At 70.7% G+C, this 18,193-nt stretch carries 17 protein-coding genes; 5 read left to right on the forward strand and 12 right to left on the reverse strand.

What is annotated here, in order from left to right:
• Nucleotides 1-15 precede the first annotated feature (15 nt).
• Genes ACWDR4_RS45360 through ACWDR4_RS45370 form a run of 3 tightly spaced genes read left to right on the forward strand, consistent with a single transcriptional unit; the run spans nt 16 to nt 3,378 of the window.
• Entirely contained in the window at nt 16-381 is a 366-nt protein-coding gene (locus ACWDR4_RS45360) for a hypothetical protein (protein WP_450417460.1), read from the forward strand.
• Nucleotides 382-412: 31 nt separating this feature from the next.
• Nucleotides 413-2,167, forward strand: a complete 1,755-nt coding sequence (locus ACWDR4_RS45365; protein ID WP_450417462.1) for a sodium/solute symporter — start codon at nt 413-415, stop codon at nt 2,165-2,167.
• Nucleotides 2,164-3,378: a sensor histidine kinase gene (locus tag ACWDR4_RS45370; protein ID WP_389354430.1), complete on the forward strand. Its 1,215-nt coding sequence runs from the start codon at nt 2,164-2,166 to the stop codon at nt 3,376-3,378. Before ACWDR4_RS45365 ends, ACWDR4_RS45370 begins: the two co-directional genes overlap by 4 nt.
• A gap of 62 nt (nt 3,379-3,440) precedes the next feature.
• Here ACWDR4_RS45370 and ACWDR4_RS45375 read toward each other — a convergent pair whose 3' ends face one another.
• From ACWDR4_RS45375 to ACWDR4_RS45405, 7 genes are all read right to left on the reverse strand, one after another.
• The gene (locus ACWDR4_RS45375) at nt 3,441-3,611 is read right to left on the reverse strand and encodes a hypothetical protein (protein ID WP_450417463.1); all 171 of its coding nucleotides are present in this window, start codon (nt 3,609-3,611) and stop codon (nt 3,441-3,443) included.
• Nucleotides 3,612-3,624: 13 nt separating this feature from the next.
• The gene (locus ACWDR4_RS45380) at nt 3,625-5,502 is read right to left on the reverse strand and encodes a protein kinase domain-containing protein (RefSeq protein ID WP_450417464.1); all 1,878 of its coding nucleotides are present in this window, start codon (nt 5,500-5,502) and stop codon (nt 3,625-3,627) included.
• A 98-nt stretch (nt 5,503-5,600) separates the two neighbouring features.
• Nucleotides 5,601-6,857: a DUF6777 domain-containing protein gene (locus ACWDR4_RS45385; protein ID WP_450417465.1), complete on the reverse strand. Its 1,257-nt coding sequence runs from the start codon at nt 6,855-6,857 to the stop codon at nt 5,601-5,603.
• Nucleotides 6,858-7,061: 204 nt separating this feature from the next.
• Nucleotides 7,062-8,015 (reverse strand): cytochrome c oxidase assembly protein, encoded by a 954-nt coding sequence (locus ACWDR4_RS45390; protein WP_450417467.1) that lies wholly within the window; start codon nt 8,013-8,015, stop codon nt 7,062-7,064.
• A 123-nt stretch (nt 8,016-8,138) separates the two neighbouring features.
• The gene (locus tag ACWDR4_RS45395) at nt 8,139-9,164 is read right to left on the reverse strand and encodes a 6-phosphofructokinase (RefSeq protein WP_450417468.1); all 1,026 of its coding nucleotides are present in this window, start codon (nt 9,162-9,164) and stop codon (nt 8,139-8,141) included.
• A 210-nt stretch (nt 9,165-9,374) separates the two neighbouring features.
• The gene (locus ACWDR4_RS45400; protein ID WP_450417469.1) at nt 9,375-10,103 is read right to left on the reverse strand and encodes a type 1 glutamine amidotransferase; all 729 of its coding nucleotides are present in this window, start codon (nt 10,101-10,103) and stop codon (nt 9,375-9,377) included.
• A gap of 37 nt (nt 10,104-10,140) precedes the next feature.
• The gene (locus tag ACWDR4_RS45405; protein WP_450417471.1) at nt 10,141-11,379 is read right to left on the reverse strand and encodes a MurT ligase domain-containing protein; all 1,239 of its coding nucleotides are present in this window, start codon (nt 11,377-11,379) and stop codon (nt 10,141-10,143) included.
• Between the two features lie 147 nt (nt 11,380-11,526).
• Here ACWDR4_RS45405 and def point away from each other — a divergent pair, with 147 nt between their 5' ends.
• On the forward strand, nt 11,527-12,072 hold the full coding sequence (gene def / locus ACWDR4_RS45410; RefSeq protein ID WP_450417473.1) for a peptide deformylase: 546 nt from the start codon (nt 11,527-11,529) through the stop codon (nt 12,070-12,072).
• A 71-nt stretch (nt 12,073-12,143) separates the two neighbouring features.
• On the opposite strand, the gene ACWDR4_RS45415 is transcribed toward def, so the two are convergent.
• Nucleotides 12,144-12,788 carry a TetR family transcriptional regulator gene (locus ACWDR4_RS45415; protein WP_450417474.1) on the reverse strand — a complete coding sequence of 215 codons (645 nt, stop codon included), beginning with the start codon at nt 12,786-12,788 and terminating at the stop codon, nt 12,144-12,146.
• Nucleotides 12,789-12,959: 171 nt separating this feature from the next.
• On the opposite strand from ACWDR4_RS45415, the gene ACWDR4_RS45420 reads away from it, so the two are divergent.
• Nucleotides 12,960-14,186, forward strand: coding sequence for an acyl-CoA dehydrogenase family protein (locus ACWDR4_RS45420; RefSeq protein WP_450417476.1), 1,227 nt, complete (start codon nt 12,960-12,962; stop codon nt 14,184-14,186).
• Nucleotides 14,187-14,279: 93 nt separating this feature from the next.
• Here ACWDR4_RS45420 and ACWDR4_RS45425 read toward each other — a convergent pair whose 3' ends face one another.
• The 4 genes from ACWDR4_RS45425 to ACWDR4_RS45440 form a co-directional block, all read right to left on the reverse strand.
• The gene (locus tag ACWDR4_RS45425; RefSeq protein ID WP_450417477.1) at nt 14,280-14,516 is read right to left on the reverse strand and encodes a DUF6213 family protein; all 237 of its coding nucleotides are present in this window, start codon (nt 14,514-14,516) and stop codon (nt 14,280-14,282) included.
• Between the two features lie 25 nt (nt 14,517-14,541).
• Nucleotides 14,542-15,936 carry an NADP-dependent succinic semialdehyde dehydrogenase gene (locus ACWDR4_RS45430; RefSeq protein WP_450417479.1) on the reverse strand — a complete coding sequence of 465 codons (1,395 nt, stop codon included), beginning with the start codon at nt 15,934-15,936 and terminating at the stop codon, nt 14,542-14,544.
• Nucleotides 15,937-16,022: 86 nt separating this feature from the next.
• Nucleotides 16,023-16,514: an NUDIX domain-containing protein gene (locus tag ACWDR4_RS45435; protein ID WP_450417480.1), complete on the reverse strand. Its 492-nt coding sequence runs from the start codon at nt 16,512-16,514 to the stop codon at nt 16,023-16,025.
• A complete protein-coding gene (locus ACWDR4_RS45440) occupies nt 16,511-18,049 on the reverse strand; it encodes an ATP-dependent DNA ligase (RefSeq protein WP_450417482.1) in 1,539 nt (512 codons plus the stop codon). Before ACWDR4_RS45440 ends, ACWDR4_RS45435 begins: the two co-directional genes overlap by 4 nt.
• Between the last annotated feature and the right edge of the window lie 144 nt (nt 18,050-18,193).

Consider the following 18,193-nt stretch of genomic DNA (forward strand, 5'->3'; position numbering starts at 1 on the left):
GGGCACCTTCCAGCCATGCCCCAGGATCCTTCCGAACGCCGGGTCGTCGTCACCGGACCACCCCGGCGTGTGCGCCGCACCTCCGGCTACTACCGGCCGCGCACCGAGATCGACGAGCAGACCACCCTCGGCCACACCTACGTCCGCTCCCTGATGCGCTCCCAACTCCGCGCCGCCTTCGGTGTGTTCGCGGTCCTCGCGCTGCTGATCGCCCCGCTGCCGCTGCTCTTCGCGGCGATGCCCGACGCCCACCACCTGGAGTGGCTGATCCTCGGCTTCGGCCTCTACCTGCCCCTGGTACTGCTCGCCCGCTGGTACGTGCGGCGCGCCGAACGCAACGAGCGGGACTTCGTCCGGCTGGTCGAGGACCGGGACCGCTGATGAACAGACAGATGGACAGGAACCGCTCCCGGTGAACGAGAACTACGCCGTCCCGGCCGTCGCCCTCGTCGTCGTGGCGACGGTCTTCGTCGGCGCGTTCGGCCTACGCATCTCCCGCACCACCTCCGACTTCTACGTCGCCTCCCGCACCGTCGGCCCCCGCCTCAACGCCGCCGCGATCAGCGGCGAGTACCTCTCCGCCGCCTCTTTCCTCGGCATCGCGGGCCTGGTCCTCGTCCAGGGCCCCGACATGCTCTGGTACCCGGTCGGCTACACCGCCGGCTACCTCCTGCTCCTGCTCTTCGTCGCCGCCCCGCTGCGCCGCTCCGGCGCCTACACACTCCCCGACTTCGCCGAGGCCCGCCTCGCCTCACAGGCCGTACGACGGCTCGCCGGGGCCTTCGTCGTCGGCGTCGGCTGGCTCTACCTCCTGCCCCAACTCCAGGGCGCCGGGCTGACGTTGGCGGTGCTGACCGACGCGCCCGACTGGGTCGGCGGGGTCATCGTCGCCGTCGTCGTGGTCGCCACCGTCGCAGCCGGCGGCATGCGCAGCATCACCTTCGTCCAGGCCTTCCAGTACTGGCTGAAACTCACCGCGCTGCTCGTCCCCGCCCTCTTCCTCGTCCTCGCCTGGCAGGGCGACGGCGCACCCCGCCACGCCTTCGACGAACCCGCCACCTTCCGCGAACAGCGCGTCGTCCGCGTCGAGGACGGCCTCGACCTGAAGCTGAAGGCCCCCCTCACCGTCACCGTGACCGGCACGGTCGACGGCCGCCCGCACAAGGACCAGCTCCTCCACCTCCCCGCAGGCACCCACCACATCGACCCCGGCACCCGCCTCACCTTCGCCAAGGGCGCCGCCGTCCCCCAGGCCGCCCCCGGCACCAACGGCGGTATGTCGACCTCCCTCGCCGAAGGCCGCGAGGAACGCCCGCTGTACGCCACGTACGGCCTGATCCTCGCCACCTTCCTCGGCACCATGGGCCTGCCGCACGTCGTCGTCCGCTTCTACACCAGCCCGCACGGCGTCGCCGCCCGCCGCACCACCGTCGCCGTCCTCGGCCTCATCGGCTTCTTCTACCTCCTCCCGCCCGTCTACGGCGCCCTGGGCCGCCTCTACGCCCCCGAACTGGCCCTCACCTCCGACGCCGACGCCTCCGTCCTCCTGCTGCCCGACCGCATGATCGGCGGCCTCGGCGGCGACCTCCTCGGCGCGCTGGTGGCCGGCGGCGCCTTCGCCGCGTTCCTGTCCACCGCGTCGGGGCTCACCATGGCCGTCGCCGGCGTCCTCACCCAGGACGTCCTGCCCTCGCGCGGCGTACGGCACTTCCGGCTCGGCACGGTCATCGCCATGGCCGTACCGCTCGCCGCCAGCGTCATCGTCGGCGGACTCCCGGTCGCCGACGCCGTCGGGCTCGCCTTCGCCGTGTCCGCGTCCTCCTTCTGCCCGCTGCTCGTCCTGGGCATCTGGTGGCACCGCCTGACCCCGCCCGGCGCCGCCGCCGGAATGCTGGTCGGCGGGGGCTCCGCGCTCGTCGCCGTCGCCGCGACCATGGCCGGCTTCCCCGGCACGGGCGCCCTGCACGCCCTGCTCGCCTGGCCCGCCCTCTGGTCCGTACCCCTGGGATTCCTCACCATGGTCCTGGTGTCCCTGGCCACCCCGGGCCGTGTCCCGGCCGGTACGGCGGCCATCCTGGCCCGCTTCCACCTCCCGGAGGAGCTGTCGGGGACGCACGGCGGCCACGGTCTCCCGGGCGGGGCCCGTACGGAGGTGACGCGGACATGAGCGGATTCCTGGCCGGGCTCTGCGTGGCCATCCTCCCGCTGCTCGCCGCCGGTTTCTGGCTGGGCCGGCGCACGGCCCGCCCCGAACGCCTCGGCGGCCTCGGCACCCCCGTCGAGCACGCCACCTTCGAGACCCTGCACACCGCCTCCCTGGCCGCGCCCCCGCTGCGCGCCGGCCTCACCGAGGAGACCGCCCGCCGCTCGGCCCGCCGCCTGCGCACCCTGCTCGGCACGGACGCCCTCTGCCTCACCGACCAGAAGTCGGTCCTCGTCTGGGACGGCGTCGGCGAACACCATCGCGCCGAGATCATGGAACGCCTGGCAGGACCCCTGGAGTCCGGCCGGGGCGAGGCCTTCCGCCTGACCTGCGACGCGCCCGACTGCCCCCTGCGCTGGGCCGTCGTGGCCCCCCTCACCGTCGACGACCGCGTCCACGGCGCCCTGGTGGCCTGCGCGCCCCGCGAGTCGGCCGTCCTCGTCCGCGCGGCCGGAGAGGTCGCCCGCTGGGTCTCGGTCCAACTGGAGTTGGCGGACCTGGACCAGTCCCGCACCCGCCTGATCGAGGCCGAGATCAAGGCACTTCGCGCCCAGATATCCCCGCACTTCATCTTCAACTCGCTCGCGGTGATCGCTTCGTTCGTGCGCACCGACCCCGAGCGCGCCCGCGAACTGCTCCTGGAGTTCGCCGACTTCACCCGCTACTCGTTCCGCAGGCACGGCGACTTCACCACCCTCGCCGAGGAACTCCACGCCATCGACCACTACTTGGCCCTCGTCCGCGCCCGCTTCGGCGACCGTCTCTCGGTCACCCTCCAGATCGCCCCCGAGGTGCTCCCGGTCGCCCTGCCCTTCCTCTGCCTCCAGCCCCTCGTGGAGAACGCCGTCAAACACGGTCTGGAGGGCAGGGCGGCGTTCGCGGGCAAGAGCCACATCAGCATCACCGCGCAGGACGCGGGCGCCGAGGCCCTGGTCGTCATCGAGGACGACGGCGCCGGAATGGACCCGGTGCTGCTCCGCCGTATCCTCGCGGGCGAGGTCAGCCCGTCGGGCGGCATCGGCCTCTCGAACGTCGACGACCGGCTCCGCCAGGTCTACGGCGACGACCACGGCCTCGTCATAGAGACGGCCCTGGGCGCGGGAATGAAGATCACCGCCCGGCTGCCGAAGTACCAGCCGGGCGTCCACTCGGCGGGCCGCCTCTTCGAGGACTGACCCGGCCCGCCACGGTTCAGCCGCCACTGCTCCATTCGGGTGTACTTCGGGTGATGCGGAGGTCAGGTGGGCCGGGTGACCACCATCCCGAGGGTGATCAGCCCCAGCACCACCCAGCCGAACCACAGCCAGCCGTTGCTGCCGAGCGCCACCGAGTAGGCCGTCACCGCGACGAGCCCGCCTACGGTGAGCACCCCCATGGTCTTCGTGGAACCGTTCGTGGAACCGGGCATCGCAACACCCTCCTCATGGTTCTTCTCCCTCCATGGTGCCCCCGTTCTGCTTCCTGACGGTGCACACGACGAAATGGGTTTCGGAGTCCCACGCTCCGCGACTCGTCCAGGACCCGGCCTCGTAGACCGACGGATCGAAGCCGTAGTCGGTCGGCGACACGTCCCGCGCGCAGGCCGCGTCCGACACGTCCCGCGCCTTCTCGAAGGCCACCCCGTCGTCCAGCCGCGCGAATCCGAGGACCTGCTCGTCGTGCGCCTCGGCACAGGCGACCAGCCGTGCCTCCCGCCTGGAGGGCGCCTTCAGACAGTCCCGCTTCTGCATGGTGGCCGTCTCCAGGAACGCCTGCCCCGGCTCGCGGTACGGCCCGAGCGGCCCGTACACCGGCCCGTTCGCCCCGAGCAGCAGACAGGCCGTACGGCCCTCGGCGGCCTCGAACCCGCCCTCGTCCGGCACGACGGCATACCCGCGTACGTCCGCCAGCTTCTCCCGTAGATCCCGGGTCCGCTCCTCGCACTGGGCGGGCCCCTGCGCCCGCGCCTCGGCGGCGGACACGGCGTCCACGACCGCCAGCACCTGCCCGTCGGGCGGCGCGTCCCGGCAGGTCGGATCGACGGTCAGCCTGGGCGTCCCCCGGAAGCGCGTACCGCCGGGCCAGTCGGCGATCACACAGTCGCCCTCCGCCAACGGCACGGCGAGGCCCACGGGGTCGCCGTACGGCTTCTCGACGGTCTGCTCGTCCCCCTGCCCACCGCCGCCCGGCGGGTCACCCAGGGTCAGCCAGACGCCGACACCGGCCAGGGCGACCCCGAGCAGGGCGCCGAGGGCGGCGGGGAGAGCGCGGTGGCGGCGGGGAGGGGGCGGTGGGGGGAGGGGCGGGCCGAAGCCGGGCGGGGGCGGGGGCGGTTCGCTCGTGCGCGCGAAGTCGGCGGCCGGTGCGTGCTTGGGCCCGTGCATCAGTTCCGGTCCGCCCCACGGCGGCATCGACCCCGGGTCCGTCCTCGTACGCTCGTACGGGTCGACCTGAGGCGTGACGATACGGTCCAGCGCCGTCTCCGCACGGGTCGCCGTGATCCGCTGCGTCGGGTCCTTGGTGAGCATCGCCTCCAGCAGCGGCCCCAGCGCGCCCGCCCGCTCCGCCTTCCGGGGCTCCTCCATGACCACCGCGGTGATCTCCGCGAGATGCGTCTCCCGCTCGAACGCCCCGATGCCCTCGACGGCGTAGTAGAGCGTGCAGCCCAGCGAGAACAGATCGGCGGCGGCGGTCGGCGGCCCGCCGGTGGCCCGCTCGGGTGCCAGATAACCCGCCGTGCCGACTAGGGCGGTCGACAGCGTGTACCGTGTCTCGCCCGCGTCCGGCTGCACCGATATGCCGTAGTCGGTGAGCAGGACCCGGGCGTACGGCGTCCCGGTGCGGTCCGGCGCCAGCAGGATGTTCGCCGGCTTCACGTCCCGGTGCATGATGCCCTGGTCGTGTCCGGCGGTCAGCGCGTCCAGGACGGCGAGGCCGATACGGGCGCACTCGGCGGGTGCCAGCGGGCCGCGCATGTCGACCAGGTCACGCAGGTCGAGGGCGCCCGCGACGTACTCCATGACGATCCAGGGCAGGCCCTCGTGCTCCAGTACGTCGTGCACGGTCACCACGTTCGGGTTGCCGCGCAGCACCGCCGCGTGGCGGGCCTCGGCGCGGGCGCGGGCGACTCGGGCGGTGCGTTCGTCCGAGGCCTCGGCCTCGTTCCGGAACACGATCTCCTTGAGGGCGACCTCGCAGGCGAGTCTCTGGTCGTGGGCGAGCCAGACGTGGCCCATGCCGCCGCTGCCGAGTTGGTTGAGCAGGAGGTAGCGGCCGGCGATTACCCGGCCCACTCCTGAGGTGGGTGATCCTGATGGCATCTGGTGACTCCCAGGTCTACCCCGGTGGACAGGCGGTTTGTCGGCTGCGGGCCGGTGGGGGCTTGTCGCGCAGTTCCCCGCGCCCCTAAAGGGCGCGTTCACGCACCCGGCGTTTCCGAGGCAGAGGCGGTTGTCGGGGGCGGGCTGCTCACCTCAGGGGGTGCGCTGGTCGTCTCCGGCGGGGGGCTGGGTGTTTCGCTCGGTGGTGGGGGAGGCGGCGGTGGGGGTGGAGGAGGGGGTGGCTCGGAGGTGGGTTCTTCGCTCGGGGGGCCGGTGTCCGGGGTGTTGCTGCCCGGGTCCGACGGTGTGGGGTCGGACGAAGGCGGCTCGGACGTGGGCGGTGTCGGGTCGTTACTGGGCGGCGGAGGCGTTGTGGGGTCCGACGACGGTGGTGACGGATCGGTGCTGCTGGGGGCGGGGGTGTCGGATCCCGGAGCCGAAGTCGATGGGGAACCCGGACTTGTCGTCCCCGGGGGAGTGGTGACGTCGGTTCCGTCGCTGCCGCCCGTGCCGCTGTCGGGGGTGCCGGACTCGATGTGGACGTTGAGCGTGACGTACGAGCCAAACGGGAGGGCGGCCCCCGGGCCCGGGTTCGAGCCGGTGACGGTGGCGTTGGACGGGGGCAGCCCGTCGGTGTCGTACGCGGTCGCCAGGCCCAGGTTGGTCAACTGGCTGCTCGCGTTGCCGAAGGTCGTCCCGGCGAGTGACGGCACCTGGTGCCGCTCGCGCGTGTCGAAGACCTTGTCGGCCTCACCCTTTGTGCCGGTCTGGCGGTAGATGCCCCGTTCCGGTTCCTCCACGTCGACCAGCGCGAAGCGGTCGACCTTGCTGGGTGCGGGACGTACGAGCACGACCTCGTCGGCGTCGTAGTCGCTCCACTTCTTGTTGCCGTCCTCGAACTCGACGGAAATACGGTCCGTGTCCCCCTTGAACGGCTTCAGCGGATTTCCGCATGAACACTTCACGGCGGGAACTCCCGCCTCATCGACGAGAACCGCGATTCCGGCCTGGAGCAGTGCGTCGAAGGGGACCGCTTTTTCCTTCTTGTAGTCGTGGTTCTTCACGAGGGTGTCGTGGCGCAGGAGGACGGGTGTGAGCCGGTCGAGATAGGCGGGAATCCCAGGCTTCGGAATATCGACCACACGTGCCCATTCCTGGGCCTTCCTGTTGTTCCTGGGGTCGGTGAGGAATTTCTTCAGCTTGTCGACGTCACAGACCGTCGGCTTCCTCGTGCCCCCGTACAGCCCGGGCGTGCTCCCCTGCTGCAGACTGCTGCCGTGCGCGGGCTGCGAACGCACCTGGGCGTCCTGTCCCAGACCGCTGTTCTCGTCGAAGAACGGTGCGAGGGAGGGCACCCCCGAGGCCACCGCCTTCACCACCGCCAGCGGCGCTTGTCTGTCGCAACTGCTGGCAAATAGAACGCACAGCAGTGCGACTGCCAGCCGCAGAAGCCCATGATTCCTGAAAGCATGAAGCGTCATACCCGCTCCCCCCGGCGGTTACGTCAGTCCATGCTACTGAATGAGAAAGTGTTTCTGGCAAGGGGAATTAAAGTTGATTCAGCGCCCACGTGCGTTCAGGGAGGCCAAATAGGCGTTGTACGCCTCGAGTTCCTTGTCGCCGTCCCGGTCCGCGGCCCGGTCCTGCCGCTTCGCCTGCCGCTGCTCGGAGCCGTACCACTGGAACAGCAGTGCCAGCAGCACCAGTACGGTCGGGATCTCGCTGAACGCCCAGGCGATCCCACCGGCCGCGTTCTGGTCGGACAGCGCGTCGATGCCGAGCGAGGCGGGCGGGTTCTTGTACGCCTCGACCATCGGCTCCGACGCCATCATCAGCGCGATCCCGAAGAACGCGTGGAACGGCATGCCCGCGAACAGCTCCAGCATCCGCATGAGATAGCCGGGCCGGTTCGGGCCGGGGTCGACGCCCATGATCGGCCAGAAGAAGATCAGCCCGACGGCGAGGAAGTGACACATCATCGCGATGTGCCCGGTCTTGGACTCCATCAGGAAGTCGAAGAGCGGAGTGAAGTACAGGACGTAGAGGCTGGCGATGAACAGCGGGATGGTGAACGCGGCATGCGTGACGATCCGCATGTACCGGCTGTGCAGCAGCGCGAGCAGCAGCTCACGCGGCCCCTTCCGCCGCCCCCGGCCCGCGACCGGCAGCCCCCGCAGCGCGAGCGTGATCGGCGCGCCGAGCAGGATGAGGATCGGCGAGACCATGCTGATCACCATGTGCTGCACCATGTGCACGCTGAACATGACCATGCCGTAGTCGTTGAGCCGGGTGCACATGACGAGCATGACGCTCAGCACCCCGAGCACGAACGAAACGGTCCGCCCGACGGACCACTTGTCCCCCCGCCGGGCCAGCCGCACGACCCCCCACGCATACAGCCCGAGCCCGACAAGACAGGTGACCAGAAAGAACGGATCGGCGGACCACCCGAGCCCCCGCCCCAAGGTGAAGGGCAGAAGTTCCATGTCCGTACCGTGCCCGCTGTGCTCCATCCCCCCAGAGTAGAACCGCCCCCGGCCACGACGTGGACCGGGGGCAAGGTGGTGCTTTTAGGGGCGCGGGGAACTGCGCGACAAGCCACGACGCACCCGCACCCGAAGAACAACCGTCAACGGCTAAAGCACGCACTCAGCCTCGGCGTACCGAGCCTCAGGAACAGTCTTGAGCGTCTCGACGGCCTCGGCCAAGGACACCATCACAATGTCCGTCCCCCGAAGCGCGGTCATCCGCCCGAACTCCCCCCGATGCACCGCCTCCACCGCATGCCACCCGAACCGGGTAGCCAGCACCCGGTCATAGGCCGTAGGCGTCCCACCCCGCTGCACATGCCCCAGAATCACCGGCCGCGCCTCCTTCCCGAGCCGCTCCTCCAGCTCCAGGGAGAGCTGCCGGGCGATCCCGGCGAAGCGCTCGTGCCCGTACACGTCCTTGCCGCCCTCGTCGAACTCCATGGAGCCCTCACGCGGCTTGGCCCCCTCCGCCGCGACGACGATCGCGAACCGCTTGCCCGCCTCGAAGCGCTCGCCGACACGCGCGGCCAACTCCTCGATGTCGAAGGGGCGTTCCGGGACGACGATGGCGTGGGCGCCGGCGGCCATGCCGGAGTGCAGGGCGATCCAGCCGGTGTGGCGGCCCATGACCTCGACGATCAGGACGCGCTGGTGGGACTCGGCGGTGGTCTTCAGCCGGTCCAGGGCCTCCGTGGCGACCCCGACGGCCGTGTCGAAGCCGAAGGTGACGTCGGTCACCGCGATGTCGTTGTCGATGGTCTTGGGGACGCCGACTATCGGCAGGCCGTTGTCGGACAGCAGCCGGGCCGCCTTGAGCGTGCCCTCGCCGCCGATCGGGATGATCGCGTCGAGCCCCAGCTCGGCGACATGGCCCCTGGCCTGCTCCACGCCGTCCCGCAGATGCTCGGGGCGGACCCGGGAGGAGCCGAGGATGGTGCCGCCGCGAGCGAGGATGCCGCTCACCGCGTCGAGGTCGAGCTTGAGGTAGTCGCACTCCAGGAGGCCCTTCCAGCCGTCCCGGAAGCCGATGATCTCGTCACCGTGGTCCACGACGGCGCGGTGCACGACGGACCGGATGACGGCGTTCAGGCCGGGGCAGTCGCCGCCGGACGTCAGGACACCAATGCGCATCGCCCGAAATCCTTCTCCACGTGGGCCGGGACCGGACCACGCTGTCCGGCTCGATCCCCGCCACCATACCGGCGGCGGGGTCCCAGGCCGTAGCACCCGTCCGCGTGCTGGACACCGCCGCTCACCTGTGCGGATGCCCCGTCAGACGGGCCGGTGACGCGCAAGCGCACGGCAGGTGTACGAGCAGGGCGTGCGCGGGGGCGCGGCAGGTCAGGCGGGCTGCTGCGCCGCCGAGATCCGCTCGTTGCGCAGCGCCTCGTACCAGCGGTCGTCGGTCGGCGGCAGCGCGTTGACGTCGAGGGCCAGCTTCAGCAGCAGGTCCGCGATCAGCGGGTTACGGGCGAGCACGGGTCCGTGCATGTACGTACCGAAGACCGTGTCGTTGTACGCGCCCTCGGTGCCGTCCCCGGTGCCGTTGCCCTTGCCGAGCCGCACCCGGGCGAACGGGCGGGCCGTGGGGCCGAGGTGGGTGACACCCTGGTGGTTCTCGAACCCGGTCAGCGGCGGCAGGCCGAGGCGCGCGTCGATGTCCCCGAGTACGTCGCCCACGCACCGCTCGCCCTCGCCGCGCACCGAGACCACGTCGAGGAGCCCGAGGCCGGGCTCGCGCTGACCTAGGTCGTTGATGAACTCGTGGCCCAGGATCTGGTACCCGGCGCACACGGAGAACACGATCGCGCCGTTGCCGACAGCCCGGTGCAGACCGCCGTCGCGACGCAAACGTTCCGCCGCGAGCCGCTGCGGACGGTCCTCGCCGCCGCCGATCAGGTAGATGTCGCCGGAGGTGGGGATCGGCTGGTCGCTGCGCACGTCGAGCCGGGCCACGTCGAGGCCGCGCTGCCGGGCCCGGCGCTCCACGACGAGCGCGTTGCCCTGGTCGCCGTACGTGCTGAGCAGGTCCGGGTAGATCCACACCAGACGCAGCTGGTTGTCGCTCATGAAGTGATCGTCCTCAGTGGTCGGTTGGCGGCAGTGGTCAGTTGCCGACGCGGCGGCGCAGATCCTGGAAGGCGGTGTAGTTCGCGATGACCTCGATCCGGCCGGGCGGCGCCAGCTGCACGGCCTGGTCGGCGTTCTCGCAGACCTGGAAGTGCTGGTTGGCCACCTCCAGGCGCACCGCGAGGTCGAGCTTGCGGTCGCCGATGACGAAGATCGGGTGCCCGGTGAGCTGCGTGTAGTCGACGTCCCACAGCCACGAGGTGTCGGTGCCGTCGGCGCCCCGCGCGTTCACGGAGAGGATGACCGGGGTCGGCGGCGGGTCGATCAGGGAGAACGTCTCCAGCCAGCCGGCCGGGTTCTTGGCCAGTAGCAGCCGCAGATCGCGCTGCATGAACTGCACGACGTCGTACCGCCCGGCCACCGCCTGGACCTGGTACATGCGCTCAAGACCGACCTGCGGCGGTACGCCGAACACGGCGGCGACGGCGGCCGAGGCAGCCGCGTTGGACTTGTTGGCGCGCCCCGGCAGCTGGAGGTGGATCGGCCAGGCGGACCCGTGCGGGTCGAGGACGTGGTCGCCGCTGAGCGCCCAGCTCGGCGTCGGGCGGCGGAAGCCGCACTGACCGCAGAACCAGTCGTCGCCCGGCCGCTGCATCACGCCACCGCAGGACGGGCAGGACCAGGCGTCGTCCTTCCACATCTGCCCGGCGGCGACCCAGATCACGTTCGGGGACGAGGAGGCAGCCCACACGATCAGCGGGTCGTCGGCGTTGGCCACGACAACGGCCTTGGACCCGGCGAGCCCCTCACGCCAGGCCTCGGCGAGCATGCGGGTCTCGGCGGCGCGGTCGAGCTGGTCGCGGGAGAGGTTGAGGAGCGCGATGCACTTGGGGTCCGTGTCGCGGGCGACTCCGGCGAGGTACTTCTCGTCGACCTCGATGACCCCGAACTTGGCGTCCGAGCCGCCCGCGAGCGCCGAGGTGATGCCGGCGGGCATGTTGGCGCCGAGCGCGTTCGACACGACCGGCCCGGCGGCGCGCAGGGCCTCCGCGATGAGCCGCGTGGTCGTGGTTTTGCCGTTGGTCGCCGAGACGAGGATCACGTCGAGGTTCTGGGCGAGCCGGGCGAGGAGGTCGGGGTCGAGTTTGAGGGCTACCTTGCCGCCGATCACCGATCCGCTGCCGCGCCCTGCCGCACGCGATGCCGCCGCAACGGCCTTGCCGGCCGTCACGGCCAGCTTGGCCCGCGGAGTGAGCGGGTCCGAGTTGCCTGCCATCAGATCTCGATCCTCCTTGCGTACGCGCCGCGCCTGTGCCTCCGGCCACGTGGTGTGGACCTCAGCCTATCGAGATCCGTTCACCGGACCCGCATCGCGGCACCACCACGGCGCCCGCGCGACTTTGGTGACCGTACCCTTGCGGCCATGCGACAAGGCTCCATCCCGGGTACGCGAGGCCGCGTCCGCCCTCTGACACTGCTCGGTGACCCGGTTCTCCACACCCCCTGCGCGGAAGTAACACACTTCGACGCCGAACTCGCCGCGCTCGTCGAGGACATGTTCGCGACGATGTACGCGGCCCAGGGCGTGGGCCTCGCCGCGAACCAGATCGGCAGCCCCCTGCGGGTCTTCGTCTACGACTGCCCCGACGACGAGGACGTCCGTCACGTAGGGCACGTGGTCAACCCCCGCCTGATCGAGACGACCGGCCTCGTGCTGCGCGGCCCGGAGGGCTGCCTGTCCCTCCCGGGCCTGGAGGCAGGCACCGAGCGATTCGACGAGGCCGTGGTCGAGGGCTTCACGGTGACGGGGGAACCGGTGCGGGTGGAGGGCATGGGTTTCTTCGCCCGCTGCCTCCAGCACGAGTGCGACCACTTGGAAGGCCAGACGTACGCGGACCGCTTGACGGGCTGGCGCCACAGAAGGCTGATGCGGCAGACAACCCGAGCTTCTTGGTACGGGGAACGCTGACGGACCTGCCTTTAGGGGCGCGGGGAACTGCGCGACCAGCCCCCACCGACCCGCAGCCAACACACAACCCTTCAGAACCCCGGACCCCCCACGCGATCCCCCGCGGCAGCGAGCCGCCCCCACAACAAATCAGCCAAACTCCGCACCAACTCCGCCCGAGAACACGGCCGTTCCCCCAACCACCAGTCCCCCGCCGCATGCATCATCCCGACTATCCCGTGCCCCCACACCCGAGCCAACTGCTGACTCCCGGGACCGAGATCCACCCGATCCTCGATCACCTGGGCCAACTCCTCGCCCATCAGCCGCAGCAACGGCAGCGAATGCTTCCGCACGTCGAACCCGGGATCGCCGGGTGACACCCCGTCCCCGGGGTGCATCAGGAACCGGTACACCTGAGGCCGCGCCTCGATCGCCGCGAGGTAAGTGTCCAGCGTGGCCTCCACCCGCTCCCGCCGCTCCGCGGGCGCGTCCAGCGCGGCCCGCAGCGAGTCGAGGAGGGCGTCGGTGTGCCGCTTGGCCAGGGCGGCGTAGAGTCCGCCCTTGTCGCCGAAGTGGCGGTAGAGAATCGGCTTGGTGATGCCTGCCTCGGCGGCGATGGCGTTCATCGAGGCGCCGGGGCCGTCGCGCAGCACCACCCGGTCCGCGGCCTCCAGCAGCTCGCGCCGACGGCGGTCGGCCGACCGCTGCTGATCGGTCTGCTGCGTGGATTCCATGGTCTCTCCCCACCCCGTACTGATATCGGTGACGCCTGCGCAAACTAACACTCATCGGTCGATGCTCATCGAACGGGCTGCCGACCGTGGTCCGGGAGTTGACTTTTCCTACCGACGGGTAACAGACTCCAGTTACCGCAGGTAACATGCTAGTGCAGCACTGGAGGGGTCATGGCCGAATTCACCATGGAGCTCAACGACGAACAGAAGGAGGTTCGCGACTGGCTCCACGGTTTCGCCGCCGATGTGATCCGGCCCGCCGCCGCCGAATGGGACGAGCGCGAGGAGACGCCCTGGCCGGTCATCCAGGAGGCCGCGAAGGTCGGCATCTACTCCCTGGACTTCTACGCCCAGCAGTACTTCGACCCCACCGGCCTCGGCATCCCGATGGCCATGGAGGAGCTGTTCTGGGGCGACGCGGGCATCGCCCTCTCCATCGTCGGCACCGGCCTCGCCGCCGTGGGCGTCCTCGCCAACGGCACCGAGGAGCAGGTCGGCACCTGGATCCCGCAGATGTACGGCGACGCCAACGATGTCAAGGTCGCCGCCTTCTGCTCCTCCGAGCCCGACGCCGGCTCCGACGTCGCCTCCATGCGCACCCGTGCCGTGTACGACGAGGCCAAGGACGAGTGGGTCCTCAACGGCACGAAGACCTGGGCGACCAACGGCGGCATCGCCAACGTCCACGTCGTCGTGGCCGTCGTCGACGCCGAGCTGGGCTCCAAGGGCCACGCCTCCTTCATCGTCCCGCCGGGCACGCCCGGTCTGTCCCAGGGCCAGAAGTTCAAGAAGCACGGCATCCGCGCCTCGCACACCGCCGAGGTCGTCCTGGAGAACGTCCGCATCCCCGGCTCCTGCCTCCTCGGCGGCAAGCAGAAGCTCGACGAGCGCCTCGCCCGGGCCCGGGAGCGGGCGAAGTCCGGCGGTGAGCGGGTGAAGAACGCGGCGATGGCCACGTTCGAGGCGAGTCGCCCCGCGGTGGCCGCGATGGCGGTCGGCACCGCTCGGGCCGCGTACGAGGTCGCCCTCGACTACGCGAAGACCCGGGAGCAGTTCGGGCGTCCGATCATCGACAACCAGGGGGTCGCCTTCCAACTCGCCGACATGCGTACGTCCATCGACGCGGCGCGGCTGCTGACGTGGCGGGCGTCGTGGATGGCGATCAGTGGGAAGCCGTTCACTGCGGCGGAGGGGTCGATGTCGAAGCTGTTCGCGAGTGAGACGGCGAAGAAGGTCACTGGGCAGGCGATCCAGATACTCGGGGGGAATGGGTACACCCGGGAGTATCCGGTCGAGCGCATGCACCGGGATGCGGCGATCTACACGATCTTCGAGGGCACGAGTGAGATCCAGCGGTTGGTGATTGCTCGGACCCTGTCGGGGATGCCGATTCGGTAGCGCCGTGGGGGTGCGGTCGTTTTCGGGCTGCGGGCGCGCTGTGGCTGGTCGCGCCCCGCGGCGGAGCCGCAAATCGATACAGCCCCGCGCCCCTTAGGGGGCGCCGCCGCTGCTGTGGGCGATGCAGGCCACGTCGATTCGGTCGGCCAGTTTGGCCAGTTCGATGGTGAGGGCGGCCACCGTGTCCTCGTCGAGGTTGTCCTGGCCCGCCTCCACGAGATGCAGCCAGCGACCCCCGACCGTGCGCAGCAGTTTGCTGACGTCGGAGGCGGCCACCTGCAACGTGCCGCGGTCGTCGACGATCAGAGGCAGAGTCACTTCGCGGTTCACAGAGGGGATCGTAGCCGCGGAACGCTCACGCTCCGTGCCATACCGTCGTGATGTTGCAGAACTCGCGGATTCCGTGCCCCGACAGTTCACGCCCGTACCCGGACCGCTTCACCCCGCCGAACGGGAACGCCGGGTGGGACGCGGTCATCCCGTTGACGAACACACCGCCCGCGTCGAGATCCCGTACGAGACGGTCCACCTCGGCCTCGTCCTGGGTCCAGACATTCGAACTCAGCCCGAAAGGTGTGTCGTTGGCGATCGCCAACGCCTCCTCCAGGTCGGCCGCCCGGTACAGCGTCGCGACCGGGCCGAACGTCTCCTCCTGGTGAATGCGCATCTCGGTCGTGATGTCGGCGAGGACGGTCGGCGCGTAGTACCAGCCGTGGTCCGTGAAGCCTTCCGGGCGTTCGCCACCGCACAGAACCGTCGCGCCGCTCTCCACGGCCTCGTCGACCAGTTCCTCCAGGTCGGTCCTGCCCTGCTCGCTCGCGAGCGGCCCGACCTCCGTGTCCTCGGCCAGCGGATCGCCGACCTTCAGCGTGGCCATGGCCGTCGAGAAGCGCTCCGCGAACGCGTCGAAGACGTCCGCGTGCACGATGAACCGCTTGGCGGCGATGCACGACTGCCCGTTGTTCTGCACACGCGCTGTCACCGCGACCTGCGCCGCCCGGTCGACATCGGCGGACGCCAGGACGATGTACGGGTCGCTGCCGCCCAGCTCCAGCACCGTCTTCTTGACCTCGTCCCCGGCGACGGCCGCCACCGCACGCCCGGCGGGCTCGCTCCCGGTGAGCGTGGCCGCCCGCACCCGGGGGTCACGCAGGATGTCCTCGACCGCGCCCGACCCGATCAGCAGCGTCTGGAAGCAGCCCTCGGGGAAGCCCGCCCGGCGGAACAGATCCTCCAGATACAGGGCCGTCTGCGGCACGTTCGAGGCGTGCTTGAGCAGGCCCACGTTGCCCGCCATCAGCGCCGGTGCCGCGAAGCGGATCACCTGCCAGAGCGGGAAGTTCCACGGCATCACCGCGAGCACCGGCCCGAGCGGCCGGTAACGGACCAGGGCTCGGGAGCCGCCGGAGTCCTTGACGTCGGCCTCGGCGGGCTTCTCGTCGGCGAGGAGTTCCTCGGCATGGTCGGCGTACCAGCGCATCGCCTTCGCGCACTTCGCGGCCTCCGCGCGGGCCTGTGTGACGGGCTTGCCCATCTCGACCGTCATGGTGCGGGCGACGTCGTCCCGGTCCTCGTCGAGCAGGTCGGCGGCCCGGTGCAGCAGCCGGGCGCGCTCGGCGAAGCCGGTCGTGCGGTACGTGCGGAAGGCGGCCTCGGCGGTCGCGAGCCTGCGCTCGATCTCCTCGCCGCCCATGGCCTCGTACGTCTTGATCGTCTCGCCGTTCGCCGGGTTCACCGTCGCGATGGGCATGGCTGGCCTCCTGGTTGAGGGCTGTCCTTCGACCTTCCCGCGCGCCGATGGCCCCCGCAACGCGTACGCAGGCCACCGACACGGTCTCAGCGCCCCGAGTGCTCCGTCAGCCGGTCCAGAAACCCGGTCTGGGCCGACACGATCACGGCCCGCGCCCGATCCAGCGTGAACCACTGGACCCGGTCCAGCTCAGGGAACTCCTGCTCCCGCCCCGACCCCCTGGGCCACTCCATCCGGAACGTGCCCGGCACGACAGCGGCCGGATCGAGATCCGCCTCGATCGCCCACGCCGTGACGACCTTCCCGCCGGCCTGCCGTACGTCACCCAGCGGCACGGCCTCACCGTCCGGCGGAGCCAGTCCCAGCTCCTCCTCGAACTCGCGCCGCGCCGCGTCCCAGGCGGTCTCTCCGTCCACGTACTCGCCCTTGGGAATCGTCCAGGCCCCGGCATCGCGCCGGGCGAAGAAGGGCCCGCCCATATGTCCCAGGAGCACCTCCACCACCGCGTCGGGCGCGGCCCGTCGGAACAGCAACAACCCGGCGCTGCGCTTCCCGTTTGGCTTCGCCCTCGCTGTCACCTTGTCGCCTCCGGATGCGCGGCCAGCAGGGTCTGTACGGTGTCGGCCTCGGCCGGGGTCTTGTCCTCCCGGTAGCGGACCACGCGGGCGAAGCGGAGGGTGACGCCGGCCGGGTAGCGGGTGGACCGCTGGAGACCGTCGTACGCGATCTCGACGACCAGTTCCGGCCGTACGGTCACCACCCAGCCGTCGTCCGACACCGCCAGCTCCTGGAGCCGCTCCGTCTGCCAGGTCAGCATCGCGTCCGTCATGCCCTTGAAGGTCTTGCCGAGCATGGCGAAGGTCCCGTCCGGGTTGCGGGCGCCGAGGTGGAGGTTCGAGAGCTTGCCGGTACGGCGGCCATGGCCCCACTCGGCCGCCAGCACCACCAGGTCGAGCGTGTGTACGGGCTTGACCTTCAGCCAGGCCGCACCGCGCCGGCCGGCGCTGTAGGGGGCGTCGAGGGCCTTGACCACGACACCCTCGTGACCGCGCGCGAGGGTGTCGGCGAGGAACTTCTCGGCGGCGGGGGTGTCTGCCGGGCCGCCGGCCAGGAGCCGCCGTACGCGCATCGGCTCCGGGACGAGGCGGGCCAGTGCCGTGTGCCGTTCGGCGAAGGGGAGGTCGAGGAGGTCGTGGCCGTCGATCGAGAGGGCGTCGAAGAAGACGGGGGAGACGGGTACGTCCCGGGCCGCCGTCTCCACGTCCACCCGTGAGCCGACGCGGCCGGCGGTCTCCTGGAAGGAGCGGGGCCGTCCGGCGGCGTCGAGGGCGATCACCTCACCGTCCAGGATGAACCGCTCGCCCCTCAACGTCCGTGCGGCGGCGGTCACTTCGGGGAGTCTGTCGGTGATGTCGTCGAGAGTGCGGGTGTAGAGGCGTATGTCGTCGCCGTCGCGGTGGACCTGGACGCGGATGCCGTCCAGTTTCTCCTCGACGGCGCAGGCTCCGAGCTTCTCGACGGCTTCTGCGACGGAGGTCGCGCTGTGGGCGAGCATGGGCTGGATGGGGCGGCCGACGGTGAGGCGGAAGCGGGCGAGGGCTGGTGGTCCGTCGGCGAGCAGGGCTTGCGCGACGGGCTGGATGGCGCCCGCGAGCATCACGGCCCGCCGTACGTCCGCGGGCGGTGCCTCGGTGGCGACGGCCAGCCCTTCGACGGCGACGGCGTCCAGGGCGCCCTGGCGTACCTCACCCGTGATGAGGCCGAACAGGAACCGCTGCTCGTCCGTGGTGGCCGCGGCCAGCAGCTCGCCGACCAGGCGTTTGCGTTCGGCCTGCGAGCCGGGTCCGGTGACCGTGCCGATGGCGGTGAGCCGGGCATCGACGTCGAGGACGGTGAGGGAGGGCTCTGTGGCGCCGGGGATTTGCTGGTCCAGTACTTTCCAGCCGATGCCGAGGCGTCCCTGCGGGAGGCGTCCCGCGAGGTAGGGGATGACGATGGGGACGTCGTCGGGGGCGGCGTCCCGGAAGAGTTCGGCGAGCAGGGCGATCTTGCGGGTGCGGGCGGAGGTGGCGGCGACTTCCTGGGAGACGTGGGCCAGCCGGGTGAGCAGCATGGAGCCATGGTGCAACGGGGGTGACGGGTTCACACCTGGACGGGCTTTGTCTCGCCCCCGCCGCCCCTACCCGTTCCCATCCTCGGGGGCTGCGCCCCCAGACCCCCCTTTCGGCCTGAACGGCCTCGTCCTCAAACGCCGGAC

Source organism: Streptomyces sp. NPDC000878 (assembly GCF_053599695.1).